Origin of the sequence: Gluconobacter morbifer G707, assembly GCF_000234355.1 — a bacterium.
In the GTDB taxonomy this organism is placed as follows: Bacteria; Pseudomonadota; Alphaproteobacteria; order Acetobacterales; family Acetobacteraceae; genus Gluconobacter; species Gluconobacter morbifer.
The window spans coordinates 971121-991464 of record NZ_AGQV01000001.1 but is presented as its reverse complement, the minus strand read 5'-3'; the positions used below and the strand labels follow the sequence as shown (position 1 = coordinate 991464).

Here is a 20344-nt window from a genome sequence, read left to right as displayed (position 1 = left end):
GTGACGTCGGGGAGCCATCGGGGCAGACAGAACACTGTTTGCCTCCCTTTCTGCTGGCTGACGGAATATCGGCGCTCAGAACACCCGGCGTATCCAGATCTTTCTGACCGATCTGGCCAGCACTCATCGTGCTCCCCACAATGTCTCCGATCCTGAGCGTCACGCCAAGAAAAGATGCCGGTTTGTGAAATCCACCGGCCTCGTTATGAATCAATCCATGAGCCGGAACACATGCCGCGGGCGAATTGCCATGAAAAAGCTTCCCGTCCTTCTGGCAATGCTGGTTCTGAGTGGGTGTGCTGCGCCCGTCTCCGTCCATCAGCTCTCTCTGACGGATGCTTATAACGCCCGCAGCCACAGTGCGCTGGGTGGGGACGTCCTGAGCGATACAACCCGCATTACGCTCCGGCATGAAAACCTTCTTTCAGTCTGGAGATATCAGCCGGCGCAGGCTGTCGTGACGTTGCGCCTTCTGACCCAGCGGCATGTCAACGCCCCCGATTTTCCCGCTCACCTGTTTGCACTGGCGGAACTCAGTTATCAGTCCGGCCGCCGTCATGCGGACCGCGCAGCCTTCATGGCAGCGGCCCTGTATGCCTATGCCTATCTCAACCCGGACGCACCCCCACAGGAACGCCCCAGCCCTTACGCACCACAGTTCCGGCAGGCCTGTGATATCTACATGTTCGGGCTGACCGAAGCCCTGGGCTCACCCATCAGCCTGTCTCCCCAGCGCTGGCAGCTTCCCTTTGCCATGGTTGACCTGACACCGGCTCAACCGGACCCCACATGGCACAGTCATGCCATTACTGATCTCCGCCCGCTGAGCCGTTCTGATGTCCGGGGCTTCCGAAACGTTTATACCCAGTCCGGTCTGGGAGAACCGGTCGCCGCCCTGCCCCACCTGACGACGCAGGAAAGCCGCTCTTTCCAGATTTTCGACAAGCTGCGCGTCCCAATGAATCTTCTCCTGACGGTCAACCATCCGCGAGACAGCGTTCTTTCCAGCCATGTTGAAGGGCATTTCAGACTGACATCTGTAGATGATGCCGCCTCATCCCGGGCTTTTCCGCTTCAATTCGATCCGACGGCAGCCCGCGCCCTGAGCTTGGGTGATGCTATGGACTGGTCTGTAGAATACAGGGGATTTCTGGACGGGCGACTGTTCGACAACGGAACCCGTCCCCAGCTTCTGGCGATCGAGCCTCACCAATATGGGCATCGTCCGGTTGTCCTGATCCATGGTACGGCGTCAAGCGCGGCCCGCTGGGCGGACATGGCGAATGACCTGCTGGAAGATCCTAAGATCCGTGAGCACTACGAATTCTGGTTCTTCTCATACGCAACCGGAAATCCGATCCCGTATTCCGCCCTTCAGCTTCGAAAATCCCTTGAAAAAGCAGTCTCCCAACTGGGTGGCGTCAAAGCCGATCCCGCGCTGGGGCATATGACGCTGATTGGCCATAGCCAGGGTGGACTTCTGGCCAAGATGCTGACCATCCAGGCAGAAGACCGCCTGTGGGACGGGATGCTTTCAACGCCGCTGAACAGGCTGAAACTCTCACCTGCTGACAGGACCCTGCTTTATGAAGCGCTGTTTCCTGCTCCGCTGCCGGAAGCCAGAAGCGTCATCTTCATCTCCACGCCTCAGCATGGCAGCTATCTTGCAGGATTTTCCGCCGCACAGTTTCTTGGACGGATGGTGACGTTTCCCCTGACGGTTCAGGAAATCATGAAGGCTGTTTTCACAAGCACACCAAACGGCCGGAAACTGAACATGCGCCCATGGCGCATTGGCAGCATCTATGGCATGTCCCCCCGGAGTTCATTCATTCAGTCATTGGCCGCCATTCCTGTGGCTCCCGGGATCAAGGCCCATTCGATCATCCCGGTCTTGGGAAACGGGCCGCTCACAAAGAGCGATGACGGTGTTGTCGCCTATCAGAGTGCCCATATTTCCGATGTCAATTCCGAATTGGTGGTCAGACATTCCGGCCATTCCACCCAGTCCAATCCCGTGACGATAGCGGAAGTCCGCCGTATCCTGCTGGAACAGCTTGAGGATGACGGGGTGTCGCTGCCCGATATTCCCCAGCAGCGCGACATTACGGAAATCGGGGGTATGTATATTCCAGTCAGCCGCACAGCAGTGGAAGACCGTCAACCGGGGCTGGCTATCCAATGAAGCGGGACGATCCGGCTCTCCACTGGTTCAGAGCGAACTGGATAGCATCCATATGCTTTGCCATCCTGGTGCTGTTTGGCACAGCATCATTATACTATTCCACCATCGAGCCCGCAGGGCTGCGTAATGGGCTGACAGTCTGTTTCCCGCTTCTGGGTGTGGCCCTCCTGCGTGTGCGCCGGTATCGCGCCGGAAAGATCGCACTGCTGGTTTTCACAGGAGGGTGGCTGACCTGGTACCTCACCGACCCTCCCCGGAACAAACGGGACTGGGCAGGCGAATATGCCGTTCCTGCCGACGTCACGATGGAGAACCGGCTGGTTCACGTCCGTCATGTCCGCAATTTCATCTATCAGACACCCAGCCTCTACACGCCACGATACTATGACGCGAATTACAATCTGGACGATCTGAACGCGGTGGATCTGGTAACATCCTACTGGGCGGGAAACAGCATCGCGCATGTCTTTCTCAGTTTCGGTTTCCGGAACGGACGGCATCTGGCCATTTCCATCGAAACGCGTCGCCAGAAAGCGTTTGGGTATTCCACCATCGCCGGCTTTTTCCATCACTACGAAGTCTTTTACGTCACGGCGGATGAGCGGGATCTCATTGGCGTACGGACGGATATCCGTAAGGAGCGGGTTTATCTGTATCGCGTGCGCCTGTCAGCCGCGGCGCGTGAACGCCTTTTCCTCAGCTATCTGACAGAAATCGACCGTCTGAAGCAGCATCCGGCCTGGTACAATACCCTGACGGACAACTGTACAACGGGCATTCTGACGCGCGCGCAGGCCCGCCTGCGATACAGGCTGGACTGGCGGGTCCTTCTCAGCGGCTATACGGCGTCACTGGCTTACGATCTGGGACTGCTGGACACGCAGATGCCATTTCCGGAGCTGAAACGCCGGAGCCGGATCCGGCGTCCAGACCATGCCACACCCGGACCGGATTATTCCCGCGAGATCCGGGTGGGACTTCCCATGGAGACCCCCTGAACGTCCCCTGCTCCGATCAGGAAAGGCCATCGTGATCTTTCGATGCAAAATCATGATCAGGTAATAGGCACAGGCATGTGAGTGTGAGAAAAAGAGGAATGGTCACGCTTACGCCTTCCCAGAAAACCGCTCTCGACGAAATCATCAAGGCCCATGCGGACGGTCGCCCGACCCACCTTCTCACCGGCTATGCCGGCAGCGGCAAGACCACGCTCATGCGCGAGGTAGCGCGCCATTTCGCGGACCGGAAAGTTGTGACGGTCATTACGGCTCCAACCCACAAGGCAACGGCGGTCCTGCGCTCCAAAGTGGGTACAGACGTGGAATGTCGGACCATTCAGAGCCATCTCGGCCTTCAGCCCTCCTCACAGGGCGGACGGACGACGCTTGTTCGCGCCAAACGCCCGCAGACGATTCCGGACGGGGTCGTGATCGTGGATGAATGCTCCATGGTTTCCCGGGGGCTGATGCAGTGGATCCGTGATCTCCTGCGATACTGTTTCGTGCTGTTTGTGGGTGATCCGGCCCAGCTTCCTCCTGTTGGAGAGGAGGCCTCGCCCTCCTTCTCCATTGCGTCCACGTCCCATCTTGAAACGATCGTTCGTCAGGCAGCCGGAAATCCTGTTCTGGATGCAGCAACTCACATTCGGGAAAGCCAGGGACAGGAGCCCGACTGGAGCTGGGTCCGGGATGCACGCAAGGACCGCTCTGGAATTTTCCTGCCCAAGGACGTGGAAGGCTGGCTTCGGAAAGCCTTCCTGTCCGAGGATTTCGCAACGGACAATGACAGCTTCCGCTACCTGTGCTGGACCAATGAGCGGGTGGAGCGGATCAACCGCATGGTGCGTCTCTGGCGTTATAAAGACGATGCCGAGAAACCCTTCACACCCGGTGAACGGGCCGTGGCGCGTGCGCCGTTTTCGCGGATGGACGAAGAAAAGAACCGCCAGCAGATCGCCACCAATGAAGAGGTGCTGGTTATGGACATCAGGCCATCCCGCTTTCAGCACCGTTTCGAAGCCGTGGGATCCGTGGCGGCATGGACTGCCGATCTTCCTTCATGGGAACTGACGGTCCTGTCTCTGGATGGTGAGGAAATCATGGCTCATCTGCCACAGGATCCGCGAACGCTTCAGGCCGTGGACAGACGTCTGGTGCAGGAGGCGAAGCAGGAACACAAGCGCTGGAAGCACCGTTTTGCTTTCCAGAATGCTCTTCTCAACCTTCAGCCCATCTACGCCATGACCATTCATACATCACAGGGTAGTACGTTCCGGAATGTTTTTGTGGATCTGGGCGATATCCGCAGACGGGCCCGCACCAATCTTCTTGAGACCCAGCAGCTCTGCTACGTTGCCCTGACCCGCGCAACGGACATGGTGTTTCTGGTCAACGCCAGCATGAAGGACTGAAAGCCAATGGATCGCCCGCCTCCCCCAGTCACGTTCGCTCCTTCAATTCCACAGGATCTTCATGAACCTATCCTTGAAGCCAGCCATTTCGCGACATGGTTCAGGAAGGCCCAGACCCATTTTGATCTCCGTTCGGTCCATGTGCGCGATGTCATGATGTTCGGCAGATGGGTCGGATTCGTCGTGCTGGAGGCGGATGCATGGCATGAGGGACGCCGGATGCCATGCTACGCCGTGCTGCGCGGTCCGACTGTTTCCATCATGCCTGTCATCAGAGTCCGGGAAAATTCTGAAGAGGCCTACGTGGTACTGGTAAATGAAGCGCGACTGCCGGCAGGGCAGATGGTCACGGCCATGCCGGCAGGCATGGTAGATGACGAGACGGCGGATACCGCCGCCCTGCGGGAACTTCAGGAAGAAACAGGGATCGATCTGACACATGGGGTGCCTTACCGGCTCAGGGAGGAGCCAGTGTTTCTCTCTCCCGGCGGCAGCGATGAACAGATGACGCTTTATGCCGTGGACATCATCCTGAACCGGAAGGACATGGACAGGATTCAAGGCAGACATGCAGGTCTGGCGAGCGAACATGAATCCACTCAGGTGATGGTAGTTCCCCTTGCAGCTGTGCCGGAACTGACACCCAATGCGCATTGCCTTCTGAGCTGGCATCTTTATCAGCAGAGACAGTCGCGTCCACACTGAGGCTGGCTGATCCGTCCAGAGCGTTCAGGTCTTTTTCCTGTCGGGATCCGTCATGTCACAGGTCCTTTTGTGCGCACCTGCAATCAGGGTGGGAATGAGGGCTGTCTCCGGCATATTGTGCCAGTATTTCCGGGGCATTTCCTTCATCATGGCCCTGGACCTCAGGCGCGCGGGATTGAAGGTGGCGGCATAGTAGTCTTTCCAGACAGCCTCAACCGGATCGGAATCCGGAACATCCTGCCTGCTGGCCGCAGGGCTTTCCTGTACGGTTTTCCCGTCCCAGTGAAGGCATCCCTTCGGGGTCAAAATGGACCATTGCATGGTGGTAAAGCGATCTACAAAGAAAGCGGCGCAGGACCGAAGGATATGATGTTCCGGCTCGAACCAGGCCACAAACCGTCTCGCTTCGCCTTCTCCCACTTCCCGGAAACGCAGGAAGGCATGCATCTTGTGCTGCTCGACGCGTATCGCCCGGGACAGGCGGGAGAGTCTGTGAACCTGCCGGTCCGCACGATCCTGAAGGAGGTGGGGTTGCGTCCGGACACGCAGCAACAGGCTGTAAAGCTCGGAAAACCGCTCGGGATTGCTGTGAAGCAGGACGGACCGCGCCAGCTGGACGAAACCGCGGGGAACGTGAAAGGATGAACCTGCTTCCGGCAGGGACATGGCCTGTCCGAACAGATCGGTCCGCTCTTCGCCGATCTGCCAGATGACGGCTTCGGCGGGAATATCTGCCGCTGCCAGCCTGCGGGCAGCATCGCGCCATCCTTCGAAATCATCATTCCTTTCCAGCCGGATCACGGTCATCGTCAGGCCCCAAACAGTTCCATCTGGCTGGACTTCGGGAACAGCATGGCGCGCAGATCCTGACTTTCCGCCAGCAGAACTGGCCGCCAGTCCTGGGTAATGATGAAAGGGCGCAGCTTTCTGACGGAAACTGTCAGACGCGCCACATCCGCGAGACGCAGGCTTCGCCAGCGGCGGGCCGTCAGGATGGATTTCACGGCCTTGGGCCCCAGACCAGGCACACGCAGCAGCATTTCACGCGGGGCACGATTGATGTCCACGGGAAAATTCTGGCGGAACCGCAAGGCCCAGGCTAGTTTCGGGTCAATATCGAGCGGAAGCATCCCTGTGACCGGATCGGCTGCGGCCGTGACCTCATGCGGCTTGTAATCATAAAACCGGATCATCCAGTCCGACTGATAGAGGCGATGTTCCCGCAGGAGGGGCGGCCGTTTGAGCGGAAGAACCGCACTCGCATCAGGAATAGGGCTGAACGCGGAGTAATAGACGCGACGCAGGTCGAAACGGTTGTAAAGGGTGGCGGCCCGGGTGACGATGTCACGGTCCGTTGCCGCATCCGCCCCGACGATCATCTGCGTGGACTGTCCGCCCGGCGCGAAGAGTGGCGCAGACCGGTACCGCCGGCGGGCATCCCTGCTGTCTTCTATGGCTGAGGACAGGCTGCCCATCGCGCCTTCAATCCGCTGTTCCGATTTCTCCGGTGCAAGACGATGCAGGCCATCCAGCGTAGGAAGCTCCACGTTGATGGACAGCCGGTCTGCATAGGCTCCGGCTTTTCTCACCAGATCCGGATCGGCATCAGGAATGGTTTTCAGGTGGATGTATCCCCGGAAATCATGATCTTCCCGCAGGGCACGTGCGACCTCAACGATCTGTTCCATGGTGTAATCAGGCGTATGAATAATGCCTGATGACAGGAACAGTCCTTCAATATAGTTGCGGCGATAGAAATCGAGCGTGAGTTTCACGACTTCAGCAGCCGTGAACCGCGCCCGACGAACATTCGACGACCGCCGGTTGATGCAGTAATGGCAATCGAAGATACAGCTGTTGGTCAGAAGAATTTTTAGCAGGCTGATGCATCGCCCGTCCAGGGCATAAGCATGGCAGATCCCTCCTCCCGTGACCGAACCAATGCCTTTGCCGGAACGGGAATCCCGCTTTTTGCCGCCGGAAGAAGAACAGGACGCATCATACTTCGCCGCATCGGCAAGGATCGTCAGTTTCTCGGCGATTCCTGTCTGCGCCATTGCTTCGTTCCATTATGATGAAGATACGCCGCGACCGGGAGGTGACATTTCCGGAGACTGTATCTTGGACTTCTCATTCAGAACATATAGAGAACAAATTATTTCCATTCAAGAAATTTAACCGCTCATGAAAGCCGGATCGCGCAGCGGACGTTTATGTGCCAGTCTGGAACGTGACCGATGACTGTCGTGAGAGCCATGACCCAGCCTTTTCTGGACGCACCCTTTTCCCAGGCTGCTGCAACCGATCCTGTGCCAGCCATTGCCATCCGCAACGTGACGAAACGGTATGCCTCGGGGTTCGAAGCCCTGTCCGGCATCACTCTCGACATCATGCCGGGTGAAATCTTCGCGCTGCTTGGTCCCAACGGAGCCGGCAAGACGACACTCATCAGCATCATCTGCGGGATCGTTACGGCTTCGGGCGGACAGGTCGCCGCGAACGGGTACGATACCATCCGGGATTACCGCGCGGCGCGGCGGCAGATCGGACTGGTGCCGCAGGAACTGACAACAGAGAGCTTCGACACCGTCTGGAACACAACCTGTTTCAGCCGTGGCCTGTTCGGAAAAGCTGCCAACCCGGCCTATATCGAAAAGCTCCTGCGGACGCTGTCCTTATGGGAAAAGCGGGACACCAAACTTGTCGCGCTTTCAGGGGGTATGAAGCGTCGGGTCATGATCGCCAAGGCCCTGGCCCATGAACCGCGCATCCTTTTTCTGGATGAACCGACGGCGGGCGTAGATGTCGATCTGAGGCGGGACATGTGGGAAATGGTGCGCCAGTTGCGGGCAGATGGTGTCACGATCATCCTCACGACACATTACATTGAGGAAGCCGAGGAGATGGCCGATCGCATCGGTATCATCAATGGCGGTCGCATCACCCTTGTCGAAGACAAGCAGATCCTGATGCGGAAACTGGGACGGACGGAGCTTCTGCTCCGGATCCACCCGTCCCTGCCTGCCCTGCCTGAAGCGCTGGCCCCCTGGCATCTGGAACTCTCCGAAGATGGGACGGAACTGACATACTCCTATGACGCACAGGCGGACGATACCGGTATAGCAGGTCTTCTGCGCCAGCTTGACCTGTTGGGGATCACCCTGCGCGGCCTTCAGTCGCGGCAGAGTTCACTTGAAGACATTTTCGTCAGTCTCGTGCGGAGCGCATCATGAATTTCTATGCTGTCCGAGCAATCTACTCCGCCGAGATGCAACGCACCCTGCGGACACTTGTACAGAGCATTGTCTCCCCCGTCATCTCGACAGCTCTGTATTTCATTGTCTTCGGCGCTGCGATGGGCAGCCATATGGGGCCAGTCAATGGCGTCAGCTATGGCGCGTTCATTGTCCCCGGCCTTGTCATGCTCTCCCTGCTGACCCAGAGCATTTCGACGGCCTCCTTCGGGATCTATTTCCCGAAATATCTTGGCACAATCTACGAGATCCTGTCCGCACCAGTTTCTCCTTTCGAGATCGTGCTCGGTTATGTCGGTGCAGCCGCGACCAAGGCGCTGCTTCTGGGATCGATCATTCTCGTGACCGCGCGACTTTTTGTTCCGTTCAGCGTGCTTCATCCCTTCTGGATGGTGGCATTTCTGGTTCTGACCGCACTGACCTTCAGCCTCTTCGGCTTTATCATTGGTATCTGGGCGGACACGTTCGAAAAGCTCAACGTGGTACCCACGCTGATCATCACCCCCCTGACCTTTCTGGGCGGCAGCTTCTACTCCATCCGGATCCTGCCACCCTTCTGGCAGCATGTGACCCTTTTCAATCCTGTCCTGTATCTGATCAGCGGGTTCCGCTGGAGCTTCTATGGCGCATCGGATGTCGGGGCGACCATCAGTCTCACCATGACGCTGCTTTTCATGGGACTGTGCTTGGGTGTGGTCTCATGGATCTTCCGGACAGGGTACAAGCTGAAGCGATAAGACAAACCTGATTTTCAGAATTCTGGAGATACTGCTTTCATGATTGACGAAATCAAGACCTTCCTGCCCCTTCACATCGCAGTTCTGACGGTTTCCGATACCCGGAACATGGAGAATGATCTTTCCGGCAACAGCCTGGTGGATTATCTGACCCGGGCCGGGCATGTCCTGTCAGACCGGGCACTGGTGCGGGACAATGTTCCGGACATCAAAAGCCATCTGGAAAAATGGATTGAAGATCCCGGGACGGATGTGGTCATCAGTACTGGCGGAACAGGTGTTACGGGACGGGATGTCACGCCTGAGGCCTTTTCCGCTGTTATTGAAAAATCCATCCCCGGCTTCGGTGAGCTGTTTCGGATGCTGTCCTATCAGAAGATTGGAACCTCCACCATTCAGTCACGGGCGCTGGCCGGGCTGGCAAAGAGTACGTATCTGTTCGCACTGCCCGGCTCCCGTGGTGCGGTGCGGGATGCCTGGGAAGATGTCCTGAAATACCAGCTCGACAATCGACATCGCCCCTGCAATTTCGCTGAACTGATCCCCCGTCTTCAGGAAAAATGATAGCAGTACTGTCTCTCTGGCAGGCGTCATGGCGCTGACCCGAAAGATAGCAGCCACTTTTGCAGAGATGTTCGTTGCTTCAGATGGAAGATATTCTTCCGGAAACCTCTTCTCCTGCACTGTTCTCTGTAATGTGGCGGCACCTGTCAGAGGCAGATCGTTCAATGCAAGGCATCCTTTTTTGGATTACCTTGACGGGGACACGGATTTTCCAACTTTTCCGCTATGGCAGGCAAACTCCCTGCCCCATGCGGCCAGACGGATAATCCGAAGTCACGATGACTTCCCTGTCGGGAAATGCGAGTCCGAAGAATCATCGTGGGAAACTATGCCTCCCGACAGGAACCCGCACCGGTTTCCTTTCCGCTGAATGCCCGGAATGACACAGAGACTACTTGGCTAAAAATCACTGCCCGGCCCGATACCATGGTGATGTGTTATGGGGTTTCCAGAACGGGAGGTGCAAAACGCCGGTTTTCCAGTACGGGCAGAATACGGCGTGCATGAGCGATCCGCTCGCGGTCGAGAGGCGCAAAGCCCAGCGCCGGAGACTCTCCCAGAGCCAGTGTCACTACACCCAGCGGATCCACAACCATGCTGGCGCCGATGTTCCGTTCTCCACATTCTCCAACAGCCACGACATAACAGGTATTTTCAAGCGCCCGGGCCACGGCCATAACCTCCCAGTGGCGCTCCTTTGCCGGACCGCGGATCCAGGCTGCAGGCAGCAGCAGCACTTCCGCTCCCGCCAGGGCGAGATACCGCGCCATTTCCGGAAAGCGGACATCATAACAGGTCATCAGGCCAACCTGCATTCCGGCGATTTCCACCACCGGCGGGAGTTCCGTTCCCGGAGAGGTCCGGCGGGACTCCTTCATGCTGAAAGCGTCATACAGGTGAAGTTTGCGATACTGCGCAATGAATGCGCCATCCCGCAGCACGAACTGCGTGTTGAAAAAGCGCCCGGCCCCATCAGGAACATTAACGCATCCCGCTACGGCAATGCCCTGTGTCTCCTGTCGCAGCTTCTCCAGGAAAGGACCATCCAGCGGCTGAGCCGTATGGGGCAGTAGGTCGGGATTGTTGATGTCCTGAGCCAGAATGCCTTCCGGCAGAACAAGCAGATCCGCTCCACCGGCTTTGGCTTCGCTGATCAGTTTCTGACATTGATGCAGATTTGTCTCCCAGTCCGGCGCAACCGCGAACTGTCCCAATGCAACCTTCATGTCGGTATTCTTCCCCTGAAAAGACCTGCTTCACGAACTGCCGGAAACCCGTCAGCTTGCGGAACAGACCCGCTGGTCATGGCAAATCACAGACGATGCAATCCTGTCATGATGGTCAAGTATGTTTTCAATACAGGCCCGTACTTTCCGGGCTGTTTCCAATTTTTCACTGCCTGGACAGTATTTTGACGGTCAATGGAGAAAACTGTTTTTCAGATCCGATGACGTTCAGAAGTTGCAGCCGGAGCTAAGGCCTGCATACCACCCGACCCGAAAAGCATAATCCGCAAAAGATGCAAAATTTCCTCCTTTCTGTGTAATTTTGTTTCTTGCGAGACGATACCGTCTCGTTCTATTTAAGGATGCTGTTGATTTTGGTTTGAGCCGGACAGGAACTGGCAGGACAATGCAAAGATTTGCCGGACGACCGGACCTCCGGATGTCGGAAGAACTGGATACCCTCATTCTGGAAACGGCCAGCCGGCTGTTCGGAGAGCAGGGTTACGCAGCCACATCAGTCGAACAGATTGCCGCCGCGGCCCAAGTCGGAAAACAGACCATCTACCGACGGCACTCTTCTAAGGAAAACCTGTTCAAGAGAGTTATCTTCGAACTGGGAAACAGTTTTCTTGCCACCGCCGAACCACTGGAGGAACTGGCCTCCAGCGATCCGCTGCTGGCGTTGTACAGAACCCTGAGAATGCTTCTTGACCTGGTCCTCGCTCCGGAAACGCTCGCCCTGAGCAGGACCTTCATTGCGGAAGGGTGGCGTTTTCCCGATCTGGTAAACCATGCAGGCGCCCATATCTTCGAATCACTCGAAAATCTGACATCCAGGTTTCTGGGGTCCGTTGAAGAAGCAGGGCTTCTGAACGGGCCTTATCATCTGGAGGAAACAGGCCAGATGCTTTGTGGCCTGACACTCGGGATTCCGCATCAGAAGATGCTTTTCGGGCGGGGAAAGTTCGAGACGAAGACAGAACGCGACCATTATTTTAACGGCGCGTGGGTCACATTCATGAACGGGATACTGGCCAGCCCGCTCCCCGGCCAGTTCAAAGGTGCTTTCCAATGAACCGACGGCGATCGCCATATATGACCGGCCTGGGAAGCTGCCTGCTCGTCACCCTGGCCGGATGTCATCACAAAAAACCGGCGGTCGAAGAGATAAGACCCGTCCGATCCATGGTGGTTCAGCCACTGGACAAGACATCCGGGGAGCGTCTGACAGGACAGATCACGGCACACCGGATGGTCACCCTGTCATTCCGCGTTCCGGGGAAAATGGTGGAACGTTCGGTTCTGGCCGGAAATCCCGTCCGGCAAGGGCAGATTTTAGCCCGGCTGGACGATGCAACTGAAACCCAGACCCTGCTCGCGGCAACGGCTGATGCACAGTCGGCACGCGCTGCCTTGGCGCAGATGACGCCACTAAAACAACGCGCAACAGCCCTTCTCCCCGACCATGCCGTCTCGCGGAATGACTATGATGACGTGATCCGCCGCTACAGGATGACCCAAGAAACAGTGCTGGCTACGGAAGCCCGGCAGAAGATTGCCGCACAGCAGCTGGAACGGACCCGTCTGCGGGCCGATGCGGATGGTATCATTACGGATCGGCTGGTCGAGGTGGGTGAGGTTGTCGCTGCCGGACAACCAATCATGCGCATGGCGGATTCTGCGGGCCGGGATGCGCAGTTCGATATTCCAGCGGACTTCCTGCGCTCCGGCCTGACCACCGGTACCCTCATGACCGTATGTCTGGATGCAAACCGCCAGATCTGCGCGAACGGCACCCTTTACGAACTGTCACCGGACAGTGATCCCCTCACCCGGACCTATCGGGCCAGGGTTGTGCTTCAGGACACACCGGCAGCCATGACTCTGGGCTCGGTCGCGGTCGGATGTTTCTCTGCGTCCCCTCATCCGGACATTCACCTGCCGCCAGCGGCGCTGACCGCACAGAATGGTCAGCCCGCTGTCTGGGTTGTTATGCCCGACACGATGACTGTCACGCTGCGGCCAGTGGGGGTCGCGCAGTATGCCGCGGACGATGTTACAATCGCTTCGGGACTGAAGGCCGGGGAGCGTATCGTGACCGCAGGCGTGCAGGCCCTTTACCCCGGAAAGAAAGTCTCCCTGCTGGATGAGTCCCATGTCCGGCCCTGATGAACAGGATGGACAGGGCCTGAACCTCTCGTCCTGGTCCCTGCGCCATCGTGCCCTTGTCCTGTTCGCCATGATCCTCATTACCGTGGCGGGGGTACGATCCTACTTCAGTCTGGGCCGGAACGAAGATCCGCCCTTCACCGTCAAGACCATGGTGGTGCAGGCCATGCTGCCTGGCGCGACCCTGGAAGAAACGACCCATCAGCTGACGGACCGGATCGAGAAGAAGCTTCAGGAAACGCCTTATTTCGATTACGTCAAAAGTTACACGGTTCCCGGAAAGACCACCATTCTGGTCAACCTTCTGGGAAGCACACCCAAGGCCCGGGTGGCGGACATCTGGTATCAGGTCCGCAAGAAGGTGGGGGATATAAAACCCTATCTGCCCGCCACGACCGAAGGACCGTTTTTTGACGATGAATTCGGCGATACCTACGGCATCATCTACGCCTTCACGGCGGATGGTTTTTCCCCCCGTGAACTGCGGGATTATGTCGAAACGGTCCGCGACGAACTGCTGCACGTCCCCGATGTCGCCAAGGTGGAAATGCTGGGCGCACAGGACGAAAAGATTTTTGTCGATTTTTCTAGCAGACACCTTGCCCGGCTTGGCATCAGCGGAGAAATGATTGCCGCCGCGTTTCAGGCGCAGAATGCGATCGTTCCTTCCGGCACAATCGACACCGGATCTGAAAATATCATGATCCAGCCGACGGGCAAGTTCGGCTCCACGAGCGATATCGCCAATGTCACGGTCTATGCGGGCAACCGCAAGATCCGTCTGGGAGACATCGCCACCATTAGCCGTGGCTATTCCGATCCGCCCCAGACCATGTTCCGGGTCAATGGTCATGACGCCATCGGGCTTGCGCTCTCCATGAGCAGCGGTGGCAATATCCTGAACATGGAAAAGAACGTCTCCGCGAAAATGGCGGAGTTTCACGCTCACATGCCGATCGGGATCGAGGCGCACCTCGTCGCCAACCAACCGAAAGTCGTGAAGAATGCGGTGGGCGATTTTACGGAAGCCCTGTTCGAGGCCATCGCAATTGTTCTGGGGGTCAGCTTCCTCAGTCTTGGCGGACGGGCGGGAACGGTAGTCGCGTTCTGTATTCCGTTCGTGCTGGCAGTCGTGTTCACCTGCATGGAATTACTGGGCATCGACCTTCAGCGCGTTTCGCTGGGCGCCCTGATCATCGCGCTCGGGCTGCTCGTGGATGATGCCATGATCACCGTCGAGAGCATGGTCAGCAAACTCGAGGAAGGGTGGCCACTGGGGCGGGCCGCAACCTTTGCCTATACGTCCACGGCTTTTCCCATGCTGACGGGAACACTGGTGACGGTCGCCGGTTTCGTGCCCGTGGGTTTCGCCCATAGCATTGCCGGGGAATACACGTTCTCACTGTTCGCCGTTGTCGGCCTGGCCCTCATTGTTTCATGGTTCGTGGCCGTGCTGGTGGCCCCGCTGATCGGTGTCACGATCCTGCGTCCACGTGATGATGCGTCCCGGGCGTCCGCCGAGAAGCCCCGCCAGGGACGGATCCTGACGCTTTTCAAACGTTTCCTGCTTGGTACGATGCGTCATCCGCGGATGACCGTTCTGCTCAGTCTGGGTGCGCTGCTTGTTTCGCTGATCCTTCTGCCCCTTGTTCCCCGCCAATTCTTTCCGGCTTCGGACCGGCCGGAACTTCTGGTCAATCTCTCGCTGAGACAGGGAGCCTCCATCAAGCAGACAGGAGAAATTTCGCGCCGCCTTGACGCCATGCTGCGCAATGATCCGGATATTGACCACTGGAGCTCCTATGTGGGGCGTGGCGCGATCCGGTTCTATCTCTCGCTTGATGAACAACTTCCGAACGATTTCTTCACCCAGACGGTCATCGTGGCCAAAAACGCATCTGCCCGTGAACGTCTACGCCGGCGTCTCGATGACAGACTGGCACGGGAGATGCCGGATCTCGTGCATGGGCTCTTTCCCCTGGAGCTGGGACCACCCGTAGGCTGGCCGATCCAGTACAGGGTCAGCGGCCGCAACCCGGATGAAGTCCGTCATTATGCGCAGGATGTGGCGCAGATGATGGCCGCCACCGGGAACCTGCGTCTCATTAACTTCGACTGGGGCGATCCGGCGCGCAAGCTCAGGATCGATGTGCGGCAGGATGAAGCGCGTCGTCTCGGCCTTTCCTCCGCGACGATCGCGCTGGCCATCAACTCGACCGTCACGGGCATGACGGCCACACAGGTACGGGACAGCATCTATCTTGTCGATGTCGTACTACGGGCCAGGAAGGAAGACCGCCTGTCCATCGAGAGCCTCCGCAATCTTGACATCCGCCTGCCGAATGATTTGACGGTCCCGCTGTCATCAGTAGCGAGCGTTTCATATGTGGAGGATTATCCCCTGATCTGGCGGCGAGACAGACTGCCGACCATGACGGTACAGGCGCAGCTTCAGGACGGGATTCAGGCCGAAACCGCCGTTTCCGCCTTGTCGGACCAGATAAAGACCTATAACGCGCATCTGCCATCCGGTTACCATGTCGCAACTGGCGGAACGGTCGAGGAAAGCGCAAAAGCCCAGAATTCGGTCATTGCCGTAATGCCTGTCATGGTCCTGATCATGCTCGCCGTGCTGATGGTACAGCTTCAGGATTTCAAGCGCGTGGCCCTGGTCGTCAGTGTGGCGCCCTTCGGCCTGATCGGTGTGGTCATCGCCCTGCTTCTGACCGGTAATCCGATCGGATTCATTGCCCTGCTCGGGCTGGTGGCGCTTGTCGGGATGATCATCCGTAATTCCGTCATTCTCGTGCATCAGATCAGGATCGAGCAGGACGCCGGGAAGTCTGAATGGGATGCGGTGGTCAGTGCGGCCATGATCCGCTTCCGCCCGATCATGCTGACGGCCGTCGCCGCCATTCTGGGGATGGTGCCGATTGCTTCCAGCGTATTCTGGGGGCCAATGGCGGATGTCATCATGGGCGGTCTCGCAGTTGCCACGGCCCTGACCCTGATCTTCCTTCCGTCACTGTATGTCCTGTGTTTCCACATCCGGGAACCGTCCCCCTCCACGAAGGCAGCCGCGCCATGAAACGACTGCTGCTCCTTCTTCCCGCGCTTCTCGCCGGATGTTCGTGGCTGTCACCGACCTACAGGCGACCCACTGTGACGCTACCCGACACCTGGAACGGGACGCATGCCGTCCCGCGGGATGAAAGCCAGTGGTGGCGCAGCTATGGCGATCCAGCCCTTGACCAGATCGTGCTCGAGGCCCTGCAGTACAGTGATGACATTGCGCTCGCGAAAAACCGGCTTTCCCAAGCACAGGCGCAGTACAGCTATGCCTTCGCCAACCAGCTCCCTGCCCTGTCCATTGCCGGAGCAGACGCATACGGAAAATTCGCGGACGGGAGCATCCATGCGCTTGGCCGGAGTTTTCCATTTCCCAACAAGACCAGCAATTTCGGCTTTGTCGGAGGGATGCTGAACTATGAGCTGGATCTGTGGGGCAAGAACGCCAGCCTCAGCAAGGCCGCGAAAGCGGGTGTCCGTGCGGCGGCCTATGCTGAAATGGCCGCGGATCTTTCCATCGCCGCAGCAGGCGTCAAACTCTATTTCAGCCTCCGTGCCCTCGATGACGATGTCGTCATCCTGAAGGACAGTATCCAAACACAGGATGAACTCCTCGCCATTGTCCAGCATCAGTACAGGGTCGGCGCAGTGGATGCCCTGACGCTTCAGGATGTTACGGAGCGGCGGGACAGCGTGCATGCTGCCCTCCCTGACCTGGAGGATCAGCGAAACCGGGCAGAAAGCGCGCTCGCCGTTCTCATCGGGCGTTCTCCCCGAAGCATCGTCCAGAATACCATTCCCCGTGGGCGGGACATCCGGGACATAACCGTGCCTGACCCGACGCCGGCGGTGCTGCCGTCGGAGCTTCTTGAGCGCCGTCCGGATATTGCCATGCATGAACAGGCCCTGATCGCGAGCAATTTCAACATCGGATATGCCCGGGCGGCCTATTTCCCCAGTATTTCCCTGGCGTCGCTGGCAGGCGTGAACAATGTCGACATCGACAACCTGTATCGGGCGACGGGCCGGGCATGGACACTGGGTGCAGCCATGGCGGCTCCCGTTCTCGACTTCGGCCGCACGGAGAGCGGGGTACGGCTTGCCAAAGAAAATAAAAACGAGCAGGTCATTCTGTACAAACAGTCCATCCGCACAGCGTTCAAAGAGGTCAGGGACGCGCTTCTGGCGCAGACAACGGCGCAGGAGCGCAGCCAGGACAATACTGACCGGGAAGATGCGGCGGAGAAGAAGCTGCACCTGACGGTCCTGCGCCTGAACCAGGGATATGCCAGCGAGGTTGATGTTCTCGCAGCCCGCTCCACCGTGCAGGAAACGCAGATCGCTCACGTGACAGCAACCCTCATGCGGCTGAATGCCTCCGTGGATCTGTTCAAGGCAACGGGAGGCGGCTTTCGGACAGTCCCTTCCCCTGAACGGGTAGGAAGCCCTGCCAAGGTCAAGCAATAGTCTGGTTCACGAAAAAGGCCGCAGGTCAGCATTCAGGATCATGGGGGTCATATCCGTCTCTGACACGTCAACTAGAGCCCGGCGAACAAGGCTGACACATTCGGAAAGCTCCTGCCTTCTTGTTATTGAGAATGATTATCACTAATGATAATCAGGATTTCCTCTTACGGAGACTGAGCATGATATGGCCGCATCCACATTCCCTCCCTGTTCAGCCCTTCCCTGCTTCCGGTATCGTCATGAATTGCTTTTCAGCTGGCCAAATGACCATTGCCAGACATCGGGCCGGACCGTGGTCATGACGCTCCCCAGCCTCTGGTAAAAGATCTGCCGTCCATGCTTCTTTCAGCCTTTCCGCTTCTACCTGCAGTAGTCCTGTTCTACCTTTCCACCCCGTCCCAATGTCTTCTGCCTCGCCCCTTTCCGGGGTGGGCGGGATGGCTTTCGGGTCTGGGCTTCACGGCGCTGGGGACTGTGCTTCTGTGCCGGATCCTCCAGCCGGTGGCGGCCGTTCTTCTGGTGGCGGCACTGCTGATGACGGGCTGTATCGTGATGGCGATCATCGCTTCCGTTATCCCGTTTCGTACAGGACGTCTGTCATGAACCGGGCGAGGCAACCGCTTGATACAGGCGGCTGGATGGGAAAAGCACTGGCCGGGCTTGTGCTGGGAGCGACCGCATCAATAGGGCTGATGGGTGTGGCCGGTCTTCTCTTCCATGCAGATGCCGCCGTCAAAACGCCAGCGGCCCTGATTCTCCGATGGCTTCCAGGACCGATATGGGGCCTGATCCTGGCGTTTTCCTTTCTGTTCCCGTCTGCGTTACGAGCCTGGCTTGGGCTGGCTTCTGCGAACATCGTAATCTGGGGCGTATTTTTCTTTCTTCGTGGTGTGATGGCATGAAGATCCGGGGAGATATCGTCCGCCTGTACCGGGCAATCCATAGCTGGGTCGGCATCATGGCAGGCCTGTTCCTGTTTATCGCCTTTTATGCCGGTGGCATGACGATGTTCGAGGAACCGCTGGAGTACTGGGGCTCCCGGTCCGACACACTTCCAGCTCCTGTCTCCATGACGCAGCTTCCAGAACTGCTTCAGAAGGCGTCCAAGGCGAACCCTGCAGCGGCAACCAGTTACACGGTTGTTCTGCATCCTGACCCTGTCAGTCCTTCCAGCCTGATGTGGTCCGTCTCGCAAGATCGGGATCATGGGCCTGCCCGGACTGTGTATGCGGGTCTTGCTCCGGATGGCACCCTTGTCACCCGAAGCCGTACTCCGTCACAGGCAGCGTATTTCATTAATATCCTGCATCAGCGGATCGGCCTTCCCCTCGGACGGACGTCAGGACGACTGATCATGGGCTTTGTCGCGCTGCTTTATGCCGTCGCCCTCGTTTCCGGAACGATTACACTTCTTCCCTCACTGGTGCGTAACCTGTTCGTTCTGCGCCTGGGGGAAAACCTGAGACGCGTCTGGATGGATTTTCATACGTTGTTGGGGGTGTGTTCCCTTCCCTTCCATATTGTCATAGCTGCAACAGCGGCAGGTTTCGCATTCCAACAGCCTGTCCTAGCGTTGGAACACGCCCTGTTCATACCCGCTCCTCATGTCGAAATGGCACGACATAAACATCCCGGAAACGGAAATAGTAGTCATGTGAAACACGGCAATATGCCTGCACCTGGACAGATTGTCGCAATACTGGCAGAACAGGCGCCCGATTTCACGCCGGACAAGCTGACCTACTCCACCCGGAACGGCAAGATATCCCTCCGCGTCACGGGACATGATTTTCGACACGTGACCCGTCGGGCAGATGGCGGTTATGTCGATATCAATCCCTATGACGGCCATATGATATCCACTGATTACCTTCCCGGACATCAGAGCCATGGATTTGTGGCGCTAACGACAATTTATGCTCTCCATTTCGGGACGTTTGGCGGCCTTGCAGGACAGATCTGTTATGCCCTGTTGGGCATGGGTGGCGCTTTTCTGTTCTATTCTGGCAACCAGCTCTGGCTTTCCTCGCGCCGTCAGCGGGAACGCAGCGCGGGTCTGACACAGGCCAGCTCTACAACCCGCGCTCTTTCCATCCTGACAACAGGATGCATGCTGGGCTGCATGAGCGGAATATCCGCCATTCTTGCTGCCGTGCCTCTCCTGCCGGAAGGAGGGCATTATCAGACAGTCGAGATCCTGTTTTACGCTGTTTTCCTCGCCTGTCTCGCTACGGCAGTCTGCCTTGGTGGCGACAGGAGCAGGCAACCATTACTTCTGGCGACCGGTCTTCTGACCATACTGATTCCCATGACAGACGGGACGCGTGTATTGTCGACCGGCCTGAATCATGTCTCAGTAATCATTGATCTGCTGGCCCTGCTTTACGGCGCCGTGCTCATTCTGATTGCGTCACATGACAGGAAAACACTTTATGCACGGACGATCTGACCGAAAATCCATGTTCCCGAAAACCGGCATTTTCGGGAATCCCATACAGGAATTTCTCGCCTTTTGACAAAAGGCGGAAAGACTTCCCATATAAGAAATAATTACGATA

17 protein-coding genes are annotated in these 20344 nt (G+C 57.6%); 14 read left to right on the top strand and 3 right to left on the bottom strand.

The annotated features are described in order from the left end of the window. Positions 1-250: 250 nt before the first annotated feature. The 4 genes from GMO_RS04470 to GMO_RS04455 all read left to right on the top strand — a co-directional run bounded on the left by GMO_RS04470 (position 251) and on the right by GMO_RS04455 (position 5300). Positions 251-2185, top strand: a complete 1935-nt coding sequence (locus tag GMO_RS04470) for a lipase family alpha/beta hydrolase (RefSeq protein WP_245528427.1) — start codon at positions 251-253, stop codon at positions 2183-2185. Then, on the top strand, positions 2182-3183 hold the full coding sequence (locus GMO_RS04465; RefSeq protein ID WP_008851101.1) for an Lnb N-terminal periplasmic domain-containing protein: 1002 nt from the start codon (positions 2182-2184) through the stop codon (positions 3181-3183). Before GMO_RS04470 ends, GMO_RS04465 begins: the two co-directional genes overlap by 4 nt. A 98-nt stretch (positions 3184-3281) precedes the next feature. Then, positions 3282-4595: an ATP-dependent DNA helicase gene (locus tag GMO_RS04460; RefSeq protein WP_008851100.1), complete on the top strand. Its 1314-nt coding sequence runs from the start codon at positions 3282-3284 to the stop codon at positions 4593-4595. Between the two features lie 6 nt (positions 4596-4601). Next, positions 4602-5300 (top strand): NUDIX domain-containing protein, encoded by a 699-nt coding sequence (locus GMO_RS04455; protein WP_008851099.1) that lies wholly within the window; start codon positions 4602-4604, stop codon positions 5298-5300. 24 nt (positions 5301-5324) lie between these two features. Here GMO_RS04455 and GMO_RS04450 read toward each other — a convergent pair whose 3' ends face one another. Together GMO_RS04450 and GMO_RS04445 are read right to left on the bottom strand one after the other, a co-directional pair. Further along, entirely contained in the window at positions 5325-6107 is a 783-nt protein-coding gene (locus GMO_RS04450) for a TIGR03915 family putative DNA repair protein (protein ID WP_008851098.1), read from the bottom strand. 2 nt (positions 6108-6109) lie between these two features. Continuing rightward, positions 6110-7357, bottom strand: a complete 1248-nt coding sequence (locus GMO_RS04445; protein WP_008851097.1) for a putative DNA modification/repair radical SAM protein — start codon at positions 7355-7357, stop codon at positions 6110-6112. A gap of 180 nt (positions 7358-7537) precedes the next feature. Between GMO_RS04445 and GMO_RS04440 the strand changes: the two genes are divergently transcribed. Genes GMO_RS04440 through moaB form a run of 3 tightly spaced genes read left to right on the top strand, consistent with a single transcriptional unit; the run spans position 7538 to position 9855 of the window. Next, positions 7538-8533, top strand: coding sequence for an ABC transporter ATP-binding protein (locus GMO_RS04440; protein WP_245528426.1), 996 nt, complete (start codon positions 7538-7540; stop codon positions 8531-8533). Continuing rightward, positions 8530-9291 (top strand): ABC transporter permease, encoded by a 762-nt coding sequence (locus GMO_RS04435; protein ID WP_008851095.1) that lies wholly within the window; start codon positions 8530-8532, stop codon positions 9289-9291. Before GMO_RS04440 ends, GMO_RS04435 begins: the two co-directional genes overlap by 4 nt. Positions 9292-9330: 39 nt before the next feature. Beyond that, complete coding sequence (moaB, locus tag GMO_RS04430; protein WP_008851094.1) at positions 9331-9855, top strand: molybdenum cofactor biosynthesis protein B; 525 nt, start codon at positions 9331-9333, stop codon at positions 9853-9855. A 437-nt stretch (positions 9856-10292) separates the two neighbouring features. On the opposite strand, the gene GMO_RS04425 is transcribed toward moaB, so the two are convergent. After that, the gene (locus GMO_RS04425; protein ID WP_008851093.1) at positions 10293-11081 is read right to left on the bottom strand and encodes a deaminated glutathione amidase; all 789 of its coding nucleotides are present in this window, start codon (positions 11079-11081) and stop codon (positions 10293-10295) included. 406 nt (positions 11082-11487) lie between these two features. Here GMO_RS04425 and GMO_RS04420 point away from each other — a divergent pair, with 406 nt between their 5' ends. The 7 genes from GMO_RS04420 (at position 11488) to GMO_RS04390 (ending at position 20235) form a co-directional block, all read left to right on the top strand. After that, positions 11488-12156, top strand: coding sequence for a TetR/AcrR family transcriptional regulator (locus GMO_RS04420; protein WP_040507469.1), 669 nt, complete (start codon positions 11488-11490; stop codon positions 12154-12156). A gap of 110 nt (positions 12157-12266) precedes the next feature. Next, positions 12267-13250, top strand: coding sequence for an efflux RND transporter periplasmic adaptor subunit (locus GMO_RS04415; RefSeq protein ID WP_008851091.1), 984 nt, complete (start codon positions 12267-12269; stop codon positions 13248-13250). Next, the gene (locus GMO_RS04410; RefSeq protein ID WP_040507467.1) at positions 13228-16338 is read left to right on the top strand and encodes an efflux RND transporter permease subunit; all 3111 of its coding nucleotides are present in this window, start codon (positions 13228-13230) and stop codon (positions 16336-16338) included. Before GMO_RS04415 ends, GMO_RS04410 begins: the two co-directional genes overlap by 23 nt. After that, positions 16335-17786 (top strand): efflux transporter outer membrane subunit, encoded by a 1452-nt coding sequence (locus tag GMO_RS04405; protein WP_040507466.1) that lies wholly within the window; start codon positions 16335-16337, stop codon positions 17784-17786. The genes GMO_RS04410 and GMO_RS04405 overlap by 4 nt, the downstream gene beginning before the upstream one ends. A gap of 336 nt (positions 17787-18122) precedes the next feature. Then, positions 18123-18389 carry a hypothetical protein gene (locus GMO_RS04400; protein WP_139064357.1) on the top strand — a complete coding sequence of 89 codons (267 nt, stop codon included), beginning with the start codon at positions 18123-18125 and terminating at the stop codon, positions 18387-18389. Beyond that, entirely contained in the window at positions 18386-18688 is a 303-nt protein-coding gene (locus GMO_RS04395; RefSeq protein WP_040507465.1) for a hypothetical protein, read from the top strand. Before GMO_RS04400 ends, GMO_RS04395 begins: the two co-directional genes overlap by 4 nt. Further along, on the top strand, positions 18685-20235 hold the full coding sequence (locus tag GMO_RS04390; protein WP_008851086.1) for a PepSY-associated TM helix domain-containing protein: 1551 nt from the start codon (positions 18685-18687) through the stop codon (positions 20233-20235). The genes GMO_RS04395 and GMO_RS04390 overlap by 4 nt, the downstream gene beginning before the upstream one ends. Positions 20236-20344: the final 109 nt, after the last annotated feature.

What these genes read in the sequence shown, in the direction of transcription:
- GMO_RS04470 (WP_245528427.1), top strand. Translation starts at nt 251, where the DNA reads ATGAAAAAGCTTCCCGTCCTTCTGGCAATGCTGGTTCTGAGTGGGTGT.
- GMO_RS04465 (WP_008851101.1), top strand. Translation starts at nt 2,182, where the DNA reads ATGAAGCGGGACGATCCGGCTCTCCACTGGTTCAGAGCGAACTGGATA.
- GMO_RS04460 (WP_008851100.1), top strand. Translation starts at nt 3,282, where the DNA reads ATGGTCACGCTTACGCCTTCCCAGAAAACCGCTCTCGACGAAATCATC.
- GMO_RS04455 (WP_008851099.1), top strand. Translation starts at nt 4,602, where the DNA reads ATGGATCGCCCGCCTCCCCCAGTCACGTTCGCTCCTTCAATTCCACAG.
- GMO_RS04450 (WP_008851098.1), bottom strand. Translation starts at nt 6,107, where the DNA reads ATGACCGTGATCCGGCTGGAAAGGAATGATGATTTCGAAGGATGGCGC.
- GMO_RS04445 (WP_008851097.1), bottom strand. Translation starts at nt 7,357, where the DNA reads ATGGCGCAGACAGGAATCGCCGAGAAACTGACGATCCTTGCCGATGCG.
- GMO_RS04440 (WP_245528426.1), top strand. Translation starts at nt 7,538, where the DNA reads ATGACTGTCGTGAGAGCCATGACCCAGCCTTTTCTGGACGCACCCTTT.
- GMO_RS04435 (WP_008851095.1), top strand. Translation starts at nt 8,530, where the DNA reads ATGAATTTCTATGCTGTCCGAGCAATCTACTCCGCCGAGATGCAACGC.
- moaB (WP_008851094.1), top strand. Translation starts at nt 9,331, where the DNA reads ATGATTGACGAAATCAAGACCTTCCTGCCCCTTCACATCGCAGTTCTG.
- GMO_RS04425 (WP_008851093.1), bottom strand. Translation starts at nt 11,081, where the DNA reads ATGAAGGTTGCATTGGGACAGTTCGCGGTTGCGCCGGACTGGGAGACA.
- GMO_RS04420 (WP_040507469.1), top strand. Translation starts at nt 11,488, where the DNA reads ATGCAAAGATTTGCCGGACGACCGGACCTCCGGATGTCGGAAGAACTG.
- GMO_RS04415 (WP_008851091.1), top strand. Translation starts at nt 12,267, where the DNA reads ATGGTGGTTCAGCCACTGGACAAGACATCCGGGGAGCGTCTGACAGGA.
- GMO_RS04410 (WP_040507467.1), top strand. Translation starts at nt 13,228, where the DNA reads ATGAGTCCCATGTCCGGCCCTGATGAACAGGATGGACAGGGCCTGAAC.
- GMO_RS04405 (WP_040507466.1), top strand. Translation starts at nt 16,335, where the DNA reads ATGAAACGACTGCTGCTCCTTCTTCCCGCGCTTCTCGCCGGATGTTCG.
- GMO_RS04400 (WP_139064357.1), top strand. Translation starts at nt 18,123, where the DNA reads ATGCTTCTTTCAGCCTTTCCGCTTCTACCTGCAGTAGTCCTGTTCTAC.
- GMO_RS04395 (WP_040507465.1), top strand. Translation starts at nt 18,386, where the DNA reads ATGAACCGGGCGAGGCAACCGCTTGATACAGGCGGCTGGATGGGAAAA.
- GMO_RS04390 (WP_008851086.1), top strand. Translation starts at nt 18,685, where the DNA reads ATGAAGATCCGGGGAGATATCGTCCGCCTGTACCGGGCAATCCATAGC.